The following is a 20,002-nucleotide window of genomic DNA, read 5'->3' on the forward strand; positions in this document are numbered from 1 at the left end:
GCACTCGCATCGGCTCTCGCGTCCGCCAATCAATTGCAGTTATGGACTTCCTGCTAGCGGCTGCGCCGCGACACTGCAAAGAGAGTCGTTCTAAGCTAGAGCGATTCTAAGTCGGCGGACGGACCTGGCGGCGGATGCGCGTGGCAGCGCGCCAGTGGCCTTGATGAGCGCGTCAATAGGGCAGATCAATAGCCGGCGACTGCAAGCGCAACGACGGCGCTCAGGCACAGCCAGCCAAAATGTCGTCCGCGTGTCGCCCATGCATTGGCGAAGCCTGCGAAGCCGAACACGATCGCGAGCGTCACGACGATCCAGTGCCGCGCCAGGTTCGACTCCATCCAGGGCGCGGCCAGCAGCAGCACGCCGCCGCCGATCCAGGCCACCGTGCCGGCCTGCCACACCAGGCGGATCAGGGTGCGCAGCCGCGGCGGCTCGATGCTGGCACGGGCAAACACCTTGGTCTCGCCGAGTGTGCCGTGAATCAGCGCGACCAGGATCGCGGCCACGCCGGAACATTGCAGGAGAAGGTCGCGCATGGGATCAGCTCCGTCCATACAGTACTGTATGGGTATGGACCTGCTTGCAGCTGCCTGTCAATACAGTAGTGTATGGTCTCCTTCTGGAACCTGATATGACCGAGCAGTTCTCTGCCGACGACTGGATCAAACAGGGCCTCAAGGCGCTGGCCAGGAGCGGCTTCACCGCGCTCAAGGCTGATCCGCTGGCGAAGGCCATGGGGGTCTCCCGCGGCAGTTTCTACTGGCACTTTGCGGATCTCGGCGCGTTCCATGCCGCCGTGCTCAAGCGCTGGCGCGAGATCGCGGCCGAGCAGATCATCGCCGACGTCGAGGCCGGCAGCGACGAGCCGCTGAAAGCGCTGCTGCGCAGGACGTTTGGCGCGCGGCTCGATCTGGAGCGCGCGGTACGCAACTGGGCCGCGTTCGATCCCGCCGCGCAAGCGGCTGCCCGCGCCATTGACCGCCGCAGGCTCGATTACATCGAGACGCTGCTGGCGCGGCGCGAGCTTGCCGCGCCAATAGCCCAGGTCCGCGCGCAAATCCTGTACTGGACGTTCCTCGGCTTCGCCTTGTCAGGCCCGCCGGGACCGGCGGCGCGGCTTCAACCGCTGCTCGACGAGATCCTGCGCATGGTATCGGCCTGAACCGCGATGGGCCGGCGGGATTTTCTGTGCTAGAGCCCCATTCCGATGGAATCGGAACGGGACTCTAGATTCTTTTTGACGCGTTTTCTTTACGCGAACCGGTGTCCACTTCGCTCGAAAACGCTCTATAGGCAACCGATCCGGAGACCATGATGAACGCGCCCACCGAACGCCCCGAAAACAGCGTCGATCCGAAACTGCTGGAGATCCTGGTCTGTCCGCTGACCAAGGGTCCGCTGGAATTCGATTCCGCCAGACAGGAGCTGATCTCGCGCTCCGCCAAGCTCGCTTATCCCATTCGCGACGGCATCCCCATCATGCTGCCGGAAGAGGCAAGGAAGATCGATTGAGCTGGAAGTTTCGTGCGATCGCCGCGCGATAAGCCTCACTGTCGTCCTGGCGAAAGCGAGGACCCATTACCCCAGGGAGTAGTTGCGGCGAGAAGCTGGTAATTCCGGGTGTTCGCAAAACTATTGCTGCGGCGTATGGGTCCCGGATCTGCGCGCGCTTGAGGCGCGCTTGTCCGGGACGACAGGAAAAACCTACAGCGCCTCACCCTTCAACAACCGCGGCACCTCGCCGGTGAGGCCTGCGGCCTGGCGGATGAACAGGTTCTTCAACGGCGGGGCGCGGTCGACGATGCCGAGGCCGATGTCGCGGACGGTGCGCAGCAGCGTCGATTTGTTCGAGAACAGGAAGTTCAGCGAGTTGGTGGCAACGCCCATCGCCATGGTGTCGAAGCGGCGCCAGCGCTGGTAGCGCTCGAGCACGTCGGCGCCGCCGATATCCATACCGAGCCGTGCGGCGTCGACCACGACCTCGGCCAATGCGGCGACATCCTTCAAGCCCATGTTGAGGCCCTGGCCCGCGATGGGATGAATGACATGGGCGGCGTCGCCGACCAGCGCCAGCCGCTCGGCGATGAAGGAGCGCGCCACGAAATAGGACAGCGGGAACGCGCGCGGCTTGTCCAGCGCCTTGACCTCGCCGAGATGCAGGCCGAAGCGCTGCTCGAGCTCGCTGTGAAATTCGTCGTCGCTCAAGCCGACGATGCGCGCCGCTTCCGAGCGGCGCTCGGTCCACACCAGCGAGGAGCGCTTTCCGGTGAGCGGCAGGATCGCGAACGGACCCGCGGGCAGGAAGTGCTCCTCGGCGCGCCCGCCGTGATCGCGCTCGTGGCCGACGGTGACGACGATGCCGGATTGATCGTATTCCCAGCCATGGGTAGCAATGCCGGCGCGCTCGCGCAGCTTTGATCTCGCACCATCGGCGGCAATCAGCAGGCTTGCGGCAATCACCGTTCCGTCACCGAGCGTCACCTCGATGTCGTCTGCACGCGCATCGTAAGACGTGACCGCGGTGGCGCGGAGCTCGACGCCCGCCGCTTCGGCGCGGACAACCAGCGCATCGATCAGACGGCGGTTCTCGACCATATGCGCGAAGGATTCGCCGGGCGCGACATCGCCGGCGAAATTCAGGAACACCGGACGCGTCGCGTCTTCAACCTTGGAATCGGTGACCACCATGTCCAGGATCGGCTGCGCTTCGCCCTTGACGTCGTCCCAAGCGCCCAGCGCCTCGAACAGGCGGCGGCAGGCCGCGACGATCGCGGTCGCGCGGGGATCACGGCTCGGCCGGACGCTGAGCGCCGGATCGGCAACAATGACGGGAATCTCGGGGCCGAGCCCCTGGCGCAGCGCCAGGGCCAGCGCGAGGCCCGCAAACGCGCCACCGCCAATGACTATGCTACCCTGTCCCGACATACTCAATTCCCGGCTAAATCCTGGTCTTGCTAGCAGACTTGAGGTGGGCGAAACAGTGCGGTGAAACAAGGGCGGCATCCTCCCGTCATTCCGGCGCGCGCGCGAGCGCGAACCCGGAATCCAGAGGTTTTGGCTCGAGATTCCGGGTTCGCACTCCGTGCGCCCCGGAATGACAAGGCATTTTGAAAGCACCGGCATGTCCAAAGGCCTGATCGACCTCATTTCCATTCTCGACCTCGAGCAGCTCGAGGTGAATCTGTTCCGCGGCAACAGCCCGAAGACGAGCTGGCAGCGGGTGTTCGGCGGCCAGGTGATCGGGCAGGCGATGGTTGCGGCCTGCCGCACCGTCGAGGGCCGGCTGCCGCATTCGTTGCACTGCTATTTCATCTTGCCGGGCGATCCGCAGATCCCGATCATCTACCAGGTCGAGCGGCTGCGCGACGGCAAGAGCTATTCGACCCGCCGCGTCACCGCGATCCAGCACGGCAACGCGATCTTCTCGATCATGGTGTCGTTCCACGCCGAGGAGGCCAGCGCCTTCGATCATCAGGAGACGATGCCGGACGTGCCGCCGCCGGAAAAGCTGACGGCGGAGGAGGTGGCGAAGCAGCCGATGTTCAAGGAGATGCCGGAATTCATCCGCCGCTACTATGAATCCGATCGGCCGATCGAGCTGCGCCCGGTCGAGCTCGGCCGCTATTTCGGCCAAAAGATCGCGGACGGCCGCATCCATGTCTGGATCAAGACCGCGGCGACGCTGCCGGACGACCCGGCGCTGCACATGTGCGCGCTGGCCTATGCGTCGGACTTCTCGCTGCTCGACGCGATCATGGCGCGCTACGGCCGCACGCTGTTCGACAAGCGCATGATGCCGGCGAGCCTCGACCACGCGATGTGGTTTCACCGGCCGTTCCGCGCCGACGAATGGCTGCTCTACGCGCAGGATTCGCCGAGCGCCCAAGGCGGCCGCGGCCTGACCCGCGGCTCGATCTTCAAGCCGGACGGTACGCTGGTCGCCTCCGTCGCGCAGGAAGGCTCGGTGCGCGAACGGAGGAGCTGATCGCCTCGAGCGCGAGTTCGTCGCGCTTGAGACATTTGGGTTATACTTACATCGAGCCGCGCGGCGCGAGCCTCGGTCTGCGACGCGAACCAGTTCATGATCCAGCGGTACACCCACGGGATCGGGATGATCAGGCTGCACAGGATGGCGGCCACAATTCCTCGCCAGAGAATCCCAAGGCCGCTGCCCTTGAAGAAGATGTCACGCCGCGTGCCCTGGATGTTGCGGCACATCCAGCGGAGCTGGGCGGCTGCGACCCAGGCCCACCCGATGATGGTGAGGATGGAGATCGCGAACAGCAAGTTCCAGCCGATATAGGCCCAGACCGAGCCGGTGAAGCTGAGGCCGAGCGGCTGGCCATTGGAGGCGAGGTTCGCAACCATCCATTTGAGCAACATCCAGTAGAGAACAATCTGGACGATGTAGAATGCGGTGCTCAGCACCTGGATGCCGGTGTAGCCGACGACAATCGCCAGAACGATGAAGCCGAAGAACCAGGGCACGATCGCCATGGCACTCCCCGTGAAGGAGAGGTTCGGCCGTCCCGGGACTTTCACGCAGGACACGATCCATTTCGTGTACCAGACGAACACCCACGGCACCGGGATGATTAAACACATGCCGATCAGCGCCACGATCGTTCGCCAGGTGAACTCGAGGATGCCGAAATCGACCGAGAGCGACCCTCCGCCGCCGCCTCCGCCATAGCCACCGGAGCCCATCATCGGCGGCCCACCGGCGGGCATCATCGGTGGCGCTCCGCCGCCGCCGATCAGTCCCGGAATTTCGGCGGCCTTCTGCCAGCCCGCCATGCCCTCGGACCACACCAGCGTATCGGGACGGACGACGCCCTGGGCGACGAGGTCGCGGAATTTGCCGTCCGGATAGGGGCCCTGCTGCTTGCCCTCGGATGCGTAGAACCAGTTCGCCATGAACGCCCCCCAAAATACTTTTGTACCGTTCGGCGCGCGCGGGTTCACCGCATCCATGCCAAAAATGCATTGTGAAGGATGAACGGCTGCCCTGTACAGAGGCGGCGCCCTGTGGCCGGACGCGTTTTTCCGCTTCAGTCTGCAAGTTTTTTATGCCATTTGCCCAGAAAGATGCCAGATTGACGCAGCGCCGGGGACATACGGCGCGCCGAACCCCGGGGAACAGGCCTGACCATGAAACTCGTCGTCGCGATCATCAAACCCTTCAAGCTCGATGAAGTCCGTCAGGCGCTCACGGCGATCGGCGTCCACGGCATGACCGTGACCGAGGTGAAGGGCTACGGCCGGCAGAAGGGCCACACCGAGATCTATCGCGGGGCCGAATATGTCGTGAACTTCCTGCCCAAGCTGAGAATCGAGATCGCGGTCGCCTCCGACATCGCCGAGAAGGCCGTCGGCGTGATCACCGCGTCGGCGCGGACGGGACAGATCGGCGACGGCAAGATCTTCGTCACGCCGATCGACCACGCCCTGCGCATCCGTACCGGCGAAACCGACAGCGACGCGCTCTAGAGACCGTCTTCTTCGATCGCACCGGGCAACGACGCCAGTTCGTGCGACGCAAATTCTATGCTGGGGGAAATGACATGGCGGGATTGTTGCGCCGCGCGGCTGCTATGGCCGCGCCGATCGGATTTGTGTCCGTCGTGGCCTCGCCGGCACGCGCTGCGAGCTCCGGGATCAACACCGCCGACACTGCCTGGATGATCGTCGCCACCGCGCTGGTGCTGATGATGACGATCCCCGGGCTTGCGCTGTTCTACTCCGGCATGGTGCGCAAGAAGAACGTGCTCGCGACCATGGCGCAGAGTCTCGCCGCGGTGACGATGATCTCGATTCTCTGGGTCGCGTTCGGCTATTCGCTGTGCTTCGTCGGTGACGGTCCGTGGATCGGCACACTCGACCGCTGGTTTCTCGCCGGCATGACCATGGATAGCGTCAACCCGGCGGCGAAAACCATCCCGGAATCGCTGTTCATGCTGTACCAGATGACGTTTGCGATCATCACGGTGGCGCTGGTCGCGGGCTCGGTCGCCGACCGGATGCGGTTCTCCGCCTATCTGCTGTTCTCGGTCGCCTGGTTCATGTTCGTCTACATTCCGCTGGCGCATTGGGTCTGGGGCGGCGGCTTCCTCAACAGCATGGGCGTGCTCGATTTCGCCGGCGGCCTCGTCGTGCATCTGTCGGCCGGTACCGGCGGCCTCGTCGCGGCAAAGGTGATGGGACGGCGTCACGGCTACGGCACTGAAAATCTGTCGCCGTTCGATCTCTCGCTCGCGGTGATGGGCACCGGCCTGTTGTGGGTCGGATGGTTCGGCTTCAACGGCGGCTCGGCAGGCGCGGCCAATTCGCGCGCGGTGATGGCCATCATCGCGACGCATCTCGCGGCCTGTTCCGGCGCGCTGACCTGGGGCGCGATCGAATGGTCGGCGCGGCGCAAGCCCTCGGTGCTCGGCATGATCTCGGGCGCGGTGGCAGGTCTCGGGACCATCACGCCGGCCTCGGGCTTCGTCGCGCCGTGGCACGGCATCGTCATCGGCATCGCCGCAGGCGCGATCTGCTACTGGGCCTGCACCTGGCTGAAGCACCGCTTCGATTACGACGACTCGCTCGACGTGTTCGGCGTCCACGGCATCGGTGGGCTGACCGGCACGCTGCTCGCCGGCGTGTTCGCGACCAGTGCGATCGGCGGCACCGCGGGCCTGATCGAGGGCCATCCGCAGCAGCTGCTGATCCAGCTCTACGGGGTTGCCGTCACCTTCGTCTGGTCGGCCGGCGTGAGTTTCCTTCTCCTCAAGCTGGTCGGCCTGTTCGTGCCGCTGCGCGTATCCCGTGAGCACGAGCTCGAGGGACTGGACATTTCGCAGCATGGCGAAGCCTTGCAGTAGGGGCCATTCGGACCACCAAACCGCCTGAGATCACTCGGCGCTTGCGCAACACATAAGCTTGTGCTTATGTGTTGTCATGATCGAAGCCGACATCTTCAAGGCGCTGGCCGACCCGACGCGCCGAAAGGTCTTTGAGAAGCTCGCGGGCGGCAGCCAGAACGCCAGCGCCTTGCGCGACGGATTGGAGATCAGCCAACCGGCGATGTCGCAGCACCTTTCGGTGCTGCGCGCGGCAGGCTTGGTGCGTGAGCAGCGGCAGGGCCGTTTTGTGAATTACGAAGTCGACCCGGACGGAATCGTCGCCATCGGGGGATGGCTTGCGCGCTACCGGGCCTACTGGCCGAAGCGCATGGAAGCGCTTGCCGACCTCTTGAAGGATATGGATCAATGAGCGACGCCGTGAAGCCTGACCGCCCCGACGCGAAGCTGGTGCTCGAATTCGATTTCGATGCACCGCCGACAAAAGTCTGGCGCGCCGTGACCATTCCCGAATTGCGCGAGCGCTGGCTGCCGAACTCCGACCTTGCGGGCGCCGAGGCGGAATCATCGATCCCGGGGGAAGAGGTGCGCTACCGGCTTCGCGATTCCGAACCGCCGTTTCGCGAAAGCCACGTCATCTTCCGGCTCGAACCGAACGAAGACGGCGGCACCCGTTTTCGCATCATCCAGCAGGGCTGCGAGGAAGGCGTGAAGCTGCCGCAGCCGGCCAACAGCAATTGCTGCCTGATGCGTGCGGCGGCCTGACAACAACAGACGTCATCACCTGCAGACATGGAGGTCGCCGATGCGCGACATGCTTCAGCTCGTCCCTATGGTCGTCGAACAATCCACTCGCGGCGAGCGATCCTTCGACATCTATTCGCGGCTGTTGCGCGAGCGCATCATCTTCCTCAACGGCGAGGTCAATGATGCCATGTCCGGGCTGGTCTGCGCGCAATTGCTGTTCCTGGAGGCGGAGAATCCGAACAAGCCGATCAACCTCTACATCAACTCCTATGGCGGCGTGGTCACCAGCGGGCTGGCGATGTACGACACCATGCAGTTCATCAAGGCGCCGGTCCACACGCTGTGCATGGGCACGGCGCGCTCGATGGGCTCGTTCCTGCTGATGGCCGGCGAACCCGGTCACCGCGCCGCCCTGCCCAACGCAAGCCTTCACGTGCACCAGCCTCTCGGCGGCTTTCAGGGCCAGGCGTCCGACATCCTGATCCACGCCACCGAAATGCAGGAGACCAAGCGGCGCCTCATCCGGCTCTATGCGCAGCATTGCCGGCGGCCCGTGGAGGAGGTGGAACGGACGCTGGACCGCGACCACTTCATGACCGCGCAGCAGGGGGTCGAATGGGGATTGATCGACAGGGTGATTACCGAGCGCGTCGCCGCGTGACGGTCCGACACGGAGCTTCAGCCTGATACCGTCCGGCACGCTTCGTCCGGCCCGGGCCAGCGGGTCTGCCGCGCGCATCCCGTGAGCACGACTTCGGAGGCTCGACATTTTACATCACGACGAACCAATTTTCTGTAATTAGATACCCATCGGCTGCCCGAGGCGTGAGCAACATTGTGTCGGCAGCCTGTCTTGCCTACATTTTGACCAGGCATGATCACGGATTGAGCGCGACGTATTAGCGCACCGCAGCAGAATACCCGTCAAACGCGAAAACCCCCGTTTTCATAGTCCGTTAGCCAACGCGCCCGATCTGGCACGGCATTTGATTCTAGGGGGCGTGGCTGTGCCCGCGTAGTGAACTTTCTCCCTCGTGGCGAACCAGTCGAGAAGCGCCCGGCCACGTCCGGACCGGGCCCAAGCGGGGATAGGACCCATGAAAATTGTTATGGCGATTATCAAGCCATTCAAGCTGGAAGAAGTCCGGGACGCCCTGACCGCCATTGGCGTTCACGGTCTCACGGTGACGGAAGTCAAGGGATATGGCCGTCAGAAAGGCCATACGGAAATCTACCGCGGCGCCGAATATGCCGTGAGCTTCCTGCCCAAGATCAAGATCGAGGTCGCAGTCGCCTCCGACCAGGTCGACAAGACCATCGACGCCATCACGACCGCCGCGAAAACCGGACAGATCGGCGACGGCAAGATCTTCGTCATCAACCTCGACCATGCGGTTCGCATCCGCACCGGCGAGGCCGACGCCGCGGCCCTTTGATTTCGCGCTCAAGCAAAAATTCAATCAGGAGTAAATGAAATGACGTTTAAGCGTCCCTATGGCGCGGGATTGGCGGCTCTCGCAGTCGGCCTGTTCGCTGCGACCGCAGCCTATGCCGAGCCAACGGTCAATAAGGGAGACAACGCCTGGATGCTGACATCGACAGTGCTCGTGCTGTTGATGACGATCCCGGGTCTCGCGCTGTTCTACGGCGGCCTCGTCCGTTCCAAGAACATGCTCTCTGTCCTGATGCAGGTCTTCTACACCGTCTGCGTCGTCACCGTGATCTGGGCCGTGTACGGCTACAGCCTGGCCTTCACCGGCGGCTCCGACTTCATCGGCGGCTTCTCCAAAGCCTTCATGATGGGCGTGACCACCGATTCGAAGGCTGCGACCTTCAGCGTCGACGCCAACATCTCGGAGCTCGTCTATGTGTGCTTCCAGATGACTTTCGCGGCGATCACGCCCGCCCTCATCGTCGGCGCCTTCGCCGAGCGCATGAAGTTCTCGGCGATCGCCCTGTTCATCCCGCTCTGGGTCACGCTGATCTACTTCCCGATCGCGCACATGGTCTGGTACTGGCCCGGCCCGGACGCGATCCAGGATGCGGCCAAGGCACTCGCTGCTGCGGCTGACGGAGCGGCGAAGACCGCGGCCCAGGCCAAGCTCGACGAGATCAACGCCGACGCCGGCTGGATCTTCAAGAAGGGCGCGATCGACTTCGCTGGCGGCACCGTGGTGCACATCAACGCCGGCATCGCAGGTCTCGTCGGCGCTCTCCTGATCGGCAAGCGCACCGGCTACGGCAAGGAGCTGATGGCTCCGCACTCGCTGACCATGTCGATGATCGGCGCCTCGCTGCTCTGGGTCGGCTGGTTCGGCTTCAACGCCGGCTCCAACCTCGAAGCCAACGGCGGCGCTGCGCTTGCCATGACCAACTCCTTCGTCGCCACTGCAGCCGCCGCGCTGTCGTGGATGTTCGCGGAGTGGATCATCAAGGGTCACCCGTCGGTGCTCGGCGTCATCTCCGGCGCTGTCGCGGGCCTCGTGGCGGTGACGCCTGCGGCCGGCTTCTCCGGCGTGATGGGTGCGATCGTCCTCGGCCTCGTGGTCGGCGTGGTCTGCCTGTTCTTCTGCACCGTCGTGAAGAACGCGCTCGGCTACGACGACTCGCTCGACGTGTTCGGCGTGCATTGCATCGGCGGCATCATCGGCGCTCTCGGCACCGGCATCCTGGTCAATCCGGCTCTCGGTGGTGCGGGCATCATCGACTACACCGCGATCCCGCCCAAGGTTGCCGATTACGACTTCACGGCGCAGATGATCTCCCAGATCGAGGCCGTCTGCACCACGCTGGTGTGGTCGGGCATCGGTTCGGCGATCCTCTACAAGGTCGTCGACGTGATCGTTGGGCTCCGCGCGAATGTCGAGACCGAGCGTGAAGGCCTCGACATCACCGAGCACACCGAGCGCGCCTACAACATGTAACTCTCCTCCCGGGGCGCGATCCTCCCGGGGATCGCACCCACAACTACGGTTTGGGCACATACCCGGCAATGCCCCGACCGTTGAGGGGCTCCAGCGCAAGTTGGAGCCCCTTTCTTTTTGGACGGCGACGGCGCGAAGAAAAAGGTTGCCATTCGAAGCGGCCGGCGCAGAAATATCGACCACAACCAACAATAATCGGGAGGTCGTCATGCGTTTGGAAGGCGGATGCTATTGCGGCGAAGTGCGCTACGTGGCCGAGGGCGACCCGATGATGCAGGCGGAGTGTCATTGCCGCGAGTGCCAGTACATCTCCGGCGGCGCGCCGAACCTGTTCATTGCGATGCCGGCGGCGGGCTTCACCTACATCACCGGCGAGCCCAAGCAGTTCGCGCGGAAGGATCTCGCCCGCGCCGTGACGCGCGAATTCTGCGCCGAATGCGGCACCCATCTGGTGACAAAAGTCCCGGGACTGCCGGCGGCGGTCTTGAAGGTCGGCACGCTGGACGAGCCGGCGCAGTTCCATCCGCAGATGGCGATCTACACCTGCGACAAGCAGGAGTTCAACGCGATCCCGTCGGGCATGCCGGCATTCGAGAAGTTGCCGGGGCATTAGGCCCAGATGACGGTGCGCTCCCTCCCCCGATTGCGGGGGAGGGTTGGGGAAAGGGTGGCTCAACATCGGGATAGTCCCTGCGTTGAGAGAACCCTCACCCGGCGCGCGGGACGATGCTTCGCATCGCCCGGACGCGCCGACCTCTCCCGCAAGCGGGAGAGGTGAGACCAGCACCGCCATCCCGCTCTGGACGGAGCGGACCTCCGATCGGGGTCACGGAAATGACTCTTGATGGCGCGAAAGACCGATGGTTAATCGCGTCTTAACCTCGCCCTATCTATGGTGGACTGAACCGCTTCCCGCCGGTGCGCTCGCGCGACCGGCTGTTCCAAGAGTGCTGGCGCCCAACGAAATGGCTATGACCGCTTCATCCCGAGCGCCGCAGGGCAGTGGAAGCTCCGATACCGAACGCTCGCCCTTCGTCCGGCTGAACGAGCTACTGGCGCCGCATCAGCCCGGCAAGCCGTTGATTTCACTCGCAGTCGGCGAGCCACAGCATCCGGTTCCCGATTTCGTCGGCCCGGTGCTGGCCAAGCACATCGCCGATTTCGGCCGTTACCCCATGAACAAGGGCACCGACCCGTTCCGCAAAGCCGCGGGTGCCTGGTTGTCGTCGCGCTTCAAGCTGCCGCGACCGCTCGACCCCGAGAGCGAGATTCTCGTCCTCAATGGCAGCCGGGAAGGGCTGTTCCTGGCCGCGATCGCAGCCGCGCGCTATGTCGGCCCACGTCCCGGCAAGCCCGCCATCCTGATGCCGAACCCGTTCTATCCGGTCTATGGCGCCGGCGCCGGCGCCGCGGCCTGCGAGCCGGTCTATCTGCCGACGACGATCGAAAACGGCTTCCTGCCCGATCTCGACGCCATCGACGAGGCGACGAAGGCACGTACGGTGGCGTTCTATCTGGCCTCGCCCGCCAATCCGCAGGGCTCGGTCGCGTCGCGCGATTATTTCACGCGCCTGAAGGGCCTCTCCGACCGCTACGGCTTCGTGATCCTGAGCGACGAGTGCTACTCCGAAATCTACACCCGCCAGGCACCGGGCAGCGCGCTCGAATGCGCTGGGCCCGATTTCACCCGCGTGCTTGCGTTCCAGTCGCTGTCGAAGCGCTCCAACCTGCCGGGCCTGCGCGTCGGCTTCGCCGCCGGCGACAAGAAGCTCATCGGCACGTTCCTGGAGCTGCGCAACATCGCGGCGCCGCAGGTGCCGGTGCCGCTCCAGCATGTCGCGACCGTCGCCTATGGCGACGAGGCGCATGTCGAGGAGAATCGCAGGCTCTACCGGATCAAGTTCGATCTCGCCGACCAGATCATCGGCAATCGTTACGGCTATCGCCGGCCCGACGCAGGCTTCTGCGTCTGGCTCAACACGTCGGAGCTCGGCGACGACGTCTCGATCACGCTGAAGCTCTTCAAGGAAGCCGGCGTGCGCGTGGTGCCGGGCTCCTATCTGGCGCGGCGTCAGCCCGACGGCTTCAATCCCGGTGCCGGCTACATTCGCCTGGCGCTGGTGCAGGACAGTGAGACCACGGCTCAGGCACTGCACCGCCTGGTCGAGACTCTGGGTTAGGCGGGCCCATGAGCATGTCGACGATCGAACGTGTCATTCCCATGGTCGGCCATCTGCCGCCATCGATCCGCGAGGCGCTGAGCCGCCGCGTGCGCGAGCTCACCGGCCTCGGGCTGATCGCGCTATCGGGTACAGCGTCTGCCGCGCTGATGACCTGGTCGGTGCAGGATCCGAGCCTCAGCCACGCGACCTCGCGGCCGATCCGCAATATTCTGGGCTATGCCGGCGCGATCGGTGCCGACCTCGCGATGCAAATCCTCGGGCTCGGCGCGATCATGCTGATCCTGACGGTCGCGGTGTGGGGCTGGCGCATGATGACCCACCGGCCGTTCGACCGCGAAGCGCTGCGGCTCGGCTGCTGGATTCTGTGCACGGTGATCGCGGCGGGCTTTGTCAGCTGCTGGCCGCATGGCGGCGCCTGGCCGCTGCCGACCGGGCTAGGCGGCGTGGTCGGCGATGCGCTGGTGCGCGCGCCCGCGGTGATCTTCGGACCGCCCGGCGCGATCTACCGCATCATGCTCGGCGTGATCCTGTTCGGCGCGCTAACCGTGACCTTCCTGATCGCCTGCGGCCTCGGCGCGCGCGAGCACGAGGAAGAGCTCGCCTCGCTCGAGGACGAGGATACGCCGCTCGACGAAGACGAGGATAGCGATCGCGGCTCGGTGTCGCTGGGCTGGCTGTTCCATGCGCTGATGAGCACCAAGGCGCGGCTGATCTGGCTGCTCGGCACCGCATATCGCGCGCTGGTCTCGAGCGCGCCGAAGGCGAAGGCGGTTGCGTTCAACCGGCAGGAACCCAATCTCGGCGGCCGCGCAGCGCCTTCGATCTCGCCGCCGTCCGAGGACGAGGATTACGAGGACGAGGACGAGCACGAAGACGAAGAGGAGGAAGAGGAGGTGCCGGCCGCGCGCGCACCGCGCAAGAAGGCCGCACCGAAGGCTGCGCCCAAGAAATCCTCCGACAAGTTCGAGCTGCCGTCCGTGTCCGTGCTGGCCGCGCCCAAGGCCGGCGATCGCCAGCCGCTCAGCAAGGCCGAGCTGGAAGCCAATTCGCGCGCGCTCGAGGGCGTGCTGCAGGATTTCGGCGTGCGCGGCGAGATCGTGAAGTCCAATCCCGGCCCCGTCGTCACGTTGTACGAGCTGGAGCCGGCGCCCGGTATCAAATCATCGCGCGTGATTGGATTGTCCGACGACATCGCCCGCTCGATGAGCGCGCTGTCGGCGCGCGTCGCGGTTGTCCCCGGCCGCAACGCCATCGGCATCGAACTGCCGAACGCCCATCGCGAAAAGGTCTATCTGCGCGAGCTGCTGGTCGCCAAGGAGACCGTGGATACGGTCGCCAAGCTGCCGCTCTGCCTCGGCAAGACCATCGGTGGCGATCCCGTCATCATCGATCTCGCGCGCACGCCGCACATGCTGATCGCGGGCACCACCGGGTCCGGCAAATCGGTCGCGATCAACACCATGATCCTGAGCCTGGTCTACCGGCTGCGTCCCGACCAGTGCCGGTTGATCATGGTCGATCCGAAGATGCTCGAACTGTCCGTCTATGACGGCATCCCACATCTGCTCACCCCTGTCGTGACCGATCCGAAGAAGGCGGTGGTCGCACTGAAATGGGCCGTGCGCGAGATGGAGGAGCGCTACAAGAACATGGCCAAGCTCGGTGTGCGCAACATCGACGGCTACAATGCGCGCCTGCTCGAAATGAAAGCCAAGGGCGAAGAACCGACGCGCACCGTGCATACCGGCTTCGACAAGGAAACCGGCAAGGCGATCTACGAGGAAGAAAAGCTCTCGCTGGAGCCGCTGCCCTACATCGTCATCATCGTCGACGAAATGGCCGACCTGATGATGGTCGCCGGCAAGGACATCGAAGGCGCGGTGCAACGGCTGGCCCAGATGGCGCGCGCTGCCGGCCTGCACGTGATCCTCGCCACCCAGCGTCCGTCGGTCGACGTCATCACCGGCACCATCAAGGCGAACTTTCCGACCCGCATCGCGTTCCAGGTCACATCCAAGATCGACAGCCGCACCATTCTCGGCGAAATGGGTGCCGAACAACTGCTCGGCCAGGGCGACATGCTCTACATGGCCGGCGGCGGCCGCATCAGCCGCGTGCACGGACCTTTCGCGTCGGACGAGGAAGTCGAGAAGGTGGTGCGCCACCTCAAGACCCAGGGCCAGCCGGAATATCTCGAGGCGGTCACGGCCGAAGAGCCCAGCGAGGACGAGGACGGCGCGGTGTTCGACGCTTCCGCCATGGGCGCCGATGGCGGCGGCGATTTGTTCTCGCAGGCCGTTGCCATCGTCAAACGCGACCGCAAGGCCTCGACCAGCTACATCCAGCGCCGTCTGCAAATCGGCTACAACCGCGCCGCATCGTTGATGGAGCGCATGGAACTGGAAGGCATTGTCGGACCCGCCAACCACGCCGGCAAGCGCGAGATCCTGGTCGAGGAAGAAGACAGCCATATGTGAGGCGGACCGCCTCAAAACACTGTTTCACGCAAAAACGTTATCTGCTTTTGCCCGAAATCACGCTAAAACGACGCCCAGCCACACAGGACGACGCGTTGATCAGACATCCCGAGATTCAATTCACTGCCGCCATCGCTGCGCGAAGCGCGCGCGTGGCCGGCGTGCTTCTCGTCACCGCAGCCATGGTGACCGCAGCCTCGTTCGCGCAGACCGTGCCGGTGCCGAAGCCGGCACCGAAAGGCCGCGATAGCGCTGCGTCGGCGGGACCGTCGACGACGGGTGCGACCCAGGCACCGCCGAATCCGGTGATTCCGGATCCGCGCCGCAACGTGCCGAGCAGCATCTTCCAGACCTTCGATGCTAACCAGAAGGCGCAGGCCGCCAAGGTCAGCGCGTATCTGTCGTCGCTCTCGACGCTGGCCGGAAACTTCGTCCAGGTCGGTCCGGACGGCAGCAAGACGCAAGGCGATTTCTACATCCAGAAGCCGGGCAAGGTGCGCTTCGAATATGACCCGCCGAGCCCGATCGACATCGTCGCCGACGGCTCGTCGGTCGTGGTGCGCGACCGCAAGCTCGCCACGCAGGACGTCTATCCGCTGTCGCAGACGCCGTTGCGTTTCCTGCTGTCGGACCGCATCGACCTGATGAAGGACACCAACGTCGTCAACGTGACCGCCGACGACGTCTTTGTCAGCGTGACGATCGAAGAGAAGCAGGCCCTCGTCGGTACCAGCCGCCTCATGCTCATGATCGGCGCCAAGGACGGCCAGCTGAAGCAATGGACCGTCACCGACCCGCAAGGTTACGACACCACGATTGCGGTCTATAATCTCGATGCGGGCAAGAAGCTCGATCCCAATATGTTCAAGATCGACTTCACCAATTACAATATACCGTCACCGGGCTGAGCGCCCGATCGCCGTAGGGTGGGCAAAGGCGCCCTTGCGCCGTGCCCACCATCTCTCCTCCTCGCGGTCAGCATGGTGGGCACGCTTCCGCCTTCGCTCTTCTCGCTACGGCGGACAAGTCGCTTTGCCCACCCTGCAATTCTGCCGCTGTGGACAAGCATTTCGCTCACGCCAATCCATGCTAAGACGCAATTCCCATGCGTCTTTCCCTGACAACCTGGAACATCAATTCGGTGCGGCTGCGCATCGATCTGGTCGCGAAATTTCTCAAGAGCGCGCGGCCGGACGTGCTGTGTCTGCAGGAGACCAAGTGCATCGACGACGCCTTCCCGCTGAAGCGCTTCAAGCGGCTCGGCTACGAGCACGTCGCGCTGAACGGGCAGAAGGGCTATCACGGCGTCGCCATCGTCTCCAGGATTCCGTTCGAGTCCAAGGACATCCGCACCTTCTGCGACAAGATTGATTCACGCCACATCTCGGTGTCGTTTGGCGAGAAGGCGCAAATCGCAAAGCCGCTGGTGGTGCATAATTTCTACGTGCCCGCGGGCGGCGACATTCCCGATCCGGCGCTGAACGAAAAATTCGACCACAAGCTTCGCTTCCTCGACGAGATGACGGCCTGCGAACCGCTGCATCCGCGCGGCGATGACCGGCACATCCTGGTCGGCGACCTCAACGTCGCGCCGCACGAGAACGACGTGTGGTCGCACAAGCAGCTGTTGAAGGTGGTGTCGCACACGCCGGTCGAAACCGAGAAGCTCAACGCCGCGCTGAACGCGGGCGAATGGATCGACGTCGCACGCGAACGCATTGCGATGTCGGAAAAAGTCTACACCTGGTGGAGCTACCGCTCCGCTGACTGGACCGTCGGCGACCGCGGGCGCAGGCTCGACCACATCTGGGTGTCGCGCGCGCTGAAAGACGCGGTCAGCGATTTCACGATCTTGCGCGACGCCCGCAGCTGGGAACGACCGTCGGATCATGTTCCGGTGACGGTGACGCTGGAGGTGTGATCTCGCGCTGCCTGTAGCCCGGATGGAGCGCAGCGCAATCCGGGGCGGCATTTCCGGAGGCGCAGATCCCGGATTGCGCTGCGCTCCATCCGGGCTACGACAACTCACGTGCTGAGCTTGCTGCCCGCCATCAAGATGTCGCTGGCGATCTGGCTCGAGCGGATCGCGAATTCGTCGCGGAGGCGGAGCGCGGCGGCGGGATCGCTTTCGAGCACGCGCTGAAACAGGCTGCGCGCAATGCGGATGACGGAGGAATGCTCCAGCGCGACCGCGCCCGAGGGCCGCTTCATCGGCACCACCAGCGCGAGCTCGCCGATCAGCGTGCCGGGGCCCGCGATCATCTCGGCGCCGGCACCGTCATCGACGCGAAAGGCACCGCGCTGGACCACGAAGCCGGCATCGGCGTCGTCGCCGAGATTGAACAGGACGTCGCCGCGGACGAAGTCACGCTGCTCGGAACCGATCGCGAGCATGCGCAACGAGGCGTCTCCCAACAGGCGCAGTGTCGGGACTCGCTCGAGCAGCGCTACGTCGTCGTCGATTGACATTCAGATCCGAGGCTCAAGGGCGCGCGATCTCAAACGATTCGCACGCCCATCAAGCGTATCACGGCACCAGCTTGTAGCCACCGGCTTCCGTCACCAGGATTTCCGGGTTGGCGGCGTCCTTCTCGATCTTCTGGCGAAGGCGGTAGATGTGGGTTTCCAGCGTGTGGGTGGTGACGCCGGAATTGTAGCCCCAGACCTCCTGCAGCAGGGTCTCGCGCGACACCGGCATCTGGCCGGCCCGGTAGAGGAAGCGCAGGATCGCCGTCTCTTTCTCCGTCAGCCGGACCTTGCGGGCATTGGCCGCGGTCAGCATCTTGGAGCCCGGACGGAAAGAGTAGGGCCCGACCGAGAACACCGCGTCCTCGCTGGCCTCGTGCTGGCGCAGCTGGGCGCGGATGCGGGCCAGCAGCACGGCAAACCGGAAGGGTTTCGCCACGTAGTCGTTCGCGCCGGACTCCAGGCCCAAAATCGTGTCGGAATCGGTGTCATGCCCGGTGAGCATGATGATCGGCGCCTTGAAGCCGCCCTTGCGCAGGGAGCGGACCACCTCGCGGCCATCGGTGTCGGGGAGGCCGACGTCCATCAGCACCAGATCGGGGGCGTTGGCCTTTGCGGCGCTCGCACCCTTGGCGCCGGTATCCACGGCCGAGGCTTCAAATTCTTCGTGTAGCGATAATTGCTCCACCAACGTATCGCGCAGATCGGTATCGTCATCCACGATCAGGATCTTGCGGGCATTGGCCATAGGGGGTCATCCTTTTGGGGTCCGGCTCGGCGCGCATACATGCCGCACTCAACCGTAATGGGAAGTTTTGGGGTCGCTATTTTTATTGTTGTTCGTGTTGAAGTAGTGGGCTGTTACCGATTCACAAGCTGGAATTACTTTAACCCAGAATAGCAGGGCGGTTTGATGAATGTCCTGTAATGAATTCGACACGGCGCTTTCACATGAAAAACAAAGCTAATTCAAACAGTTACATTCAAAGACGGCGCTTTGGCCCGCTCGCGGCAATCCGCGTTAAGCCTGCCGCCGGCAATCCACGCCGGGGCTGGCTGACCGCCGGACAGCTGACCATTCCGGTGGCGCTGGGGCGCGGCGGCATTTTGGCCAACAAGCGCGAGGGCGATGGCGGCACCCCCAGAGGCAGCTACCGGCCGCGGCAATTGTGGTGGCGGGGCGACCGCCACAGCCGGCCGCAAACATTTCTGCCGGCCCGGATCATCACCGGCGCGGATGCCTGGTGCGAGGACCCCGGCGACCGCCACTACAACCAGTGGATCCGGCGCGGAAGCGGGCAGGGCGGCGACCGGCTCAAGCGCACCGACCATCTCTATGATTTCATCATCGAGATCGACCACAACAGGCGGCCACGCATCGCCGGCCGCGGCAGCGCGGTGTTTTTGCACCTGGTCCGCGACAATTTTGCGCCAACCGCAGGCTGTGTCTCCATGACGAAATCAGCGATGCTGCAATTGCTGCGGCGATTGGGACCACGAACACGCATCATCATCGGGTGAGGACGTATCTCTCGACGAGAGATTGCGAGCGAAGCGAAGCAATCCAGAATCTTTCCGGAGAGGCACTCTGGATTGCGTCGCTTCGCTCGCAATGACGAAATCGAGAGTTCGTATGGCTCGCGGCCGTCGGTAACGACTGCTAGCGGTGCCCGAAGATCGCGCTGCCCACGCGGACATGCGTGGCGCCGAGCATGATGGCGGTGGCATAGTCCGCGCTCATGCCCATCGACAGATTACTCAGTCCGTTGCGCGCGGCGATCTTGGCGGTGAGCGCGAAATGCGCCGCCGGCGGCTCGTCCACCGGTGGGATGCACATCAGCCCGGAGATCGTCAGCCCATAGGTGTCGCGGCAGCTCGCGAGGAAGGCATCGGCCTCACCCGGCGCGATGCCGGCCTTCTGCGGCTCCTCACCGGTGTTGATCTGGACGAACAATTGCGGGTGCTTTTTCTGGGATTCGATTTCCTTGGCTAACGCCTGGCAAATGCTCGGACGGTCAACCGAATGGATGGCGTCGAACAGCGCCACCGCCTCTTTCGCCTTGTTCGATTGCAGCGGCCCGATCAGATGCAGCGCGATACCGGGGTAAACAGAGGTTAACTGCGGCCATTTGCCTTTGGTCTCCTGCACGCGATTCTCGCCGAATACGCGCTGTCCGGCGCCGATGACGGGGATAATTGCATCCGCGGCAAAGGTCTTGGACACCGCGATCAGCGTGACCGAGGCGCGCTCGCGCCGCGCGTCCTTGCAGGCACGCGCGATTTCCGCCTCGACGGCGGCGAGCGCGTTTGGTGAATGGCCGGTTACCGGCGCGGCGTTGGCTTCTGTCATCACATCGATC

General features: G+C 64.1%; 21 protein-coding genes and 1 pseudogene. 16 read left to right on the forward strand and 6 right to left on the reverse strand.

Annotation, left to right across the window (positions count from 1 at the left end; genetic code table 11):
* Positions 1-185: 185 nt before the first annotated feature.
* Positions 186-536 (reverse strand): hypothetical protein, encoded by a 351-nt coding sequence (locus AB8Z38_RS23170; RefSeq protein ID WP_369720105.1) that lies wholly within the window; start codon positions 534-536, stop codon positions 186-188.
* 95 nt (positions 537-631) lie between these two features.
* Here AB8Z38_RS23170 and AB8Z38_RS23175 point away from each other — a divergent pair, with 95 nt between their 5' ends.
* A complete protein-coding gene (locus tag AB8Z38_RS23175) occupies positions 632-1,162 on the forward strand; it encodes a TetR/AcrR family transcriptional regulator (protein ID WP_369720106.1) in 531 nt (176 codons plus the stop codon).
* Positions 1,163-1,314: 152 nt separating this feature from the next.
* Complete coding sequence (locus AB8Z38_RS23180) at positions 1,315-1,512, forward strand: Trm112 family protein (protein WP_074117933.1); 198 nt, start codon at positions 1,315-1,317, stop codon at positions 1,510-1,512.
* A 192-nt stretch (positions 1,513-1,704) separates the two neighbouring features.
* On the opposite strand, the gene AB8Z38_RS23185 is transcribed toward AB8Z38_RS23180, so the two are convergent.
* Positions 1,705-2,925 (reverse strand): ubiquinone biosynthesis hydroxylase, encoded by a 1,221-nt coding sequence (locus tag AB8Z38_RS23185; RefSeq protein WP_369720107.1) that lies wholly within the window; start codon positions 2,923-2,925, stop codon positions 1,705-1,707.
* 196 nt (positions 2,926-3,121) lie between these two features.
* Between AB8Z38_RS23185 and tesB the strand changes: the two genes are divergently transcribed.
* Positions 3,122-3,985 (forward strand): acyl-CoA thioesterase II, encoded by an 864-nt coding sequence (tesB, locus tag AB8Z38_RS23190; RefSeq protein ID WP_369720108.1) that lies wholly within the window; start codon positions 3,122-3,124, stop codon positions 3,983-3,985.
* A 46-nt stretch (positions 3,986-4,031) separates the two neighbouring features.
* On the opposite strand, the pseudogene AB8Z38_RS23195 reads toward tesB, so the two are convergent.
* Positions 4,032-4,917: pseudogene (locus AB8Z38_RS23195) on the reverse strand (DUF4339 domain-containing protein).
* A gap of 234 nt (positions 4,918-5,151) precedes the next feature.
* Between AB8Z38_RS23195 and AB8Z38_RS23200 the strand changes: the two are divergent.
* The 12 genes from AB8Z38_RS23200 (at position 5,152) to xth (ending at position 17,097) form a co-directional block, all read left to right on the forward strand.
* Positions 5,152-5,490 carry a P-II family nitrogen regulator gene (locus AB8Z38_RS23200; protein WP_014438868.1) on the forward strand — a complete coding sequence of 113 codons (339 nt, stop codon included), beginning with the start codon at positions 5,152-5,154 and terminating at the stop codon, positions 5,488-5,490.
* 74 nt (positions 5,491-5,564) lie between these two features.
* The gene (locus AB8Z38_RS23205) at positions 5,565-6,866 is read left to right on the forward strand and encodes an ammonium transporter (RefSeq protein WP_369720109.1); all 1,302 of its coding nucleotides are present in this window, start codon (positions 5,565-5,567) and stop codon (positions 6,864-6,866) included.
* A 76-nt stretch (positions 6,867-6,942) separates the two neighbouring features.
* Positions 6,943-7,257 (forward strand): ArsR/SmtB family transcription factor, encoded by a 315-nt coding sequence (locus tag AB8Z38_RS23210; protein ID WP_369720110.1) that lies wholly within the window; start codon positions 6,943-6,945, stop codon positions 7,255-7,257.
* A complete protein-coding gene (locus tag AB8Z38_RS23215) occupies positions 7,254-7,610 on the forward strand; it encodes an SRPBCC domain-containing protein (protein WP_369720111.1) in 357 nt (118 codons plus the stop codon). The genes AB8Z38_RS23210 and AB8Z38_RS23215 overlap by 4 nt, the downstream gene beginning before the upstream one ends.
* 40 nt (positions 7,611-7,650) lie before the next feature.
* The gene (locus tag AB8Z38_RS23220) at positions 7,651-8,253 is read left to right on the forward strand and encodes an ATP-dependent Clp protease proteolytic subunit (protein WP_369720112.1); all 603 of its coding nucleotides are present in this window, start codon (positions 7,651-7,653) and stop codon (positions 8,251-8,253) included.
* Between the two features lie 436 nt (positions 8,254-8,689).
* Complete coding sequence (locus tag AB8Z38_RS23225; RefSeq protein WP_007598642.1) at positions 8,690-9,028, forward strand: P-II family nitrogen regulator; 339 nt, start codon at positions 8,690-8,692, stop codon at positions 9,026-9,028.
* Positions 9,029-9,067: 39 nt separating this feature from the next.
* Positions 9,068-10,516: an ammonium transporter gene (locus AB8Z38_RS23230; RefSeq protein ID WP_369720113.1), complete on the forward strand. Its 1,449-nt coding sequence runs from the start codon at positions 9,068-9,070 to the stop codon at positions 10,514-10,516.
* Between the two features lie 208 nt (positions 10,517-10,724).
* Complete coding sequence (locus AB8Z38_RS23235) at positions 10,725-11,129, forward strand: GFA family protein (RefSeq protein WP_369720114.1); 405 nt, start codon at positions 10,725-10,727, stop codon at positions 11,127-11,129.
* Positions 11,130-11,481: 352 nt separating this feature from the next.
* Positions 11,482-12,696 carry an aminotransferase class I/II-fold pyridoxal phosphate-dependent enzyme gene (locus AB8Z38_RS23240; RefSeq protein ID WP_369720115.1) on the forward strand — a complete coding sequence of 405 codons (1,215 nt, stop codon included), beginning with the start codon at positions 11,482-11,484 and terminating at the stop codon, positions 12,694-12,696.
* An 8-nt stretch (positions 12,697-12,704) separates the two neighbouring features.
* Complete coding sequence (locus AB8Z38_RS23245; RefSeq protein WP_369720116.1) at positions 12,705-15,176, forward strand: DNA translocase FtsK; 2,472 nt, start codon at positions 12,705-12,707, stop codon at positions 15,174-15,176.
* A gap of 152 nt (positions 15,177-15,328) precedes the next feature.
* Positions 15,329-16,084 carry an outer-membrane lipoprotein carrier protein LolA gene (locus tag AB8Z38_RS23250; protein ID WP_369726580.1) on the forward strand — a complete coding sequence of 252 codons (756 nt, stop codon included), beginning with the start codon at positions 15,329-15,331 and terminating at the stop codon, positions 16,082-16,084.
* A 197-nt stretch (positions 16,085-16,281) separates the two neighbouring features.
* Positions 16,282-17,097 (forward strand): exodeoxyribonuclease III, encoded by an 816-nt coding sequence (gene xth, locus AB8Z38_RS23255; protein WP_369720117.1) that lies wholly within the window; start codon positions 16,282-16,284, stop codon positions 17,095-17,097.
* A 104-nt stretch (positions 17,098-17,201) separates the two neighbouring features.
* Here xth and AB8Z38_RS23260 read toward each other — a convergent pair whose 3' ends face one another.
* Positions 17,202-17,645 (reverse strand): cyclic nucleotide-binding domain-containing protein, encoded by a 444-nt coding sequence (locus tag AB8Z38_RS23260; RefSeq protein ID WP_369720118.1) that lies wholly within the window; start codon positions 17,643-17,645, stop codon positions 17,202-17,204.
* 58 nt (positions 17,646-17,703) lie between these two features.
* Positions 17,704-18,390: a response regulator transcription factor gene (locus AB8Z38_RS23265; RefSeq protein WP_007598630.1), complete on the reverse strand. Its 687-nt coding sequence runs from the start codon at positions 18,388-18,390 to the stop codon at positions 17,704-17,706.
* A gap of 203 nt (positions 18,391-18,593) precedes the next feature.
* Between AB8Z38_RS23265 and AB8Z38_RS23270 the strand changes: the two genes are divergently transcribed.
* A complete protein-coding gene (locus AB8Z38_RS23270) occupies positions 18,594-19,163 on the forward strand; it encodes a L,D-transpeptidase (RefSeq protein ID WP_369720119.1) in 570 nt (189 codons plus the stop codon).
* 139 nt (positions 19,164-19,302) lie between these two features.
* Here AB8Z38_RS23270 and AB8Z38_RS23275 read toward each other — a convergent pair whose 3' ends face one another.
* Positions 19,303-19,992: a YggS family pyridoxal phosphate-dependent enzyme gene (locus AB8Z38_RS23275; protein WP_369720120.1), complete on the reverse strand. Its 690-nt coding sequence runs from the start codon at positions 19,990-19,992 to the stop codon at positions 19,303-19,305.
* Positions 19,993-20,002 lie beyond the last annotated feature (10 nt).

It is taken from the genome of Bradyrhizobium sp. LLZ17 (assembly GCF_041200145.1).
Classification (GTDB): Bacteria; Pseudomonadota; Alphaproteobacteria; order Rhizobiales; family Xanthobacteraceae; genus Bradyrhizobium.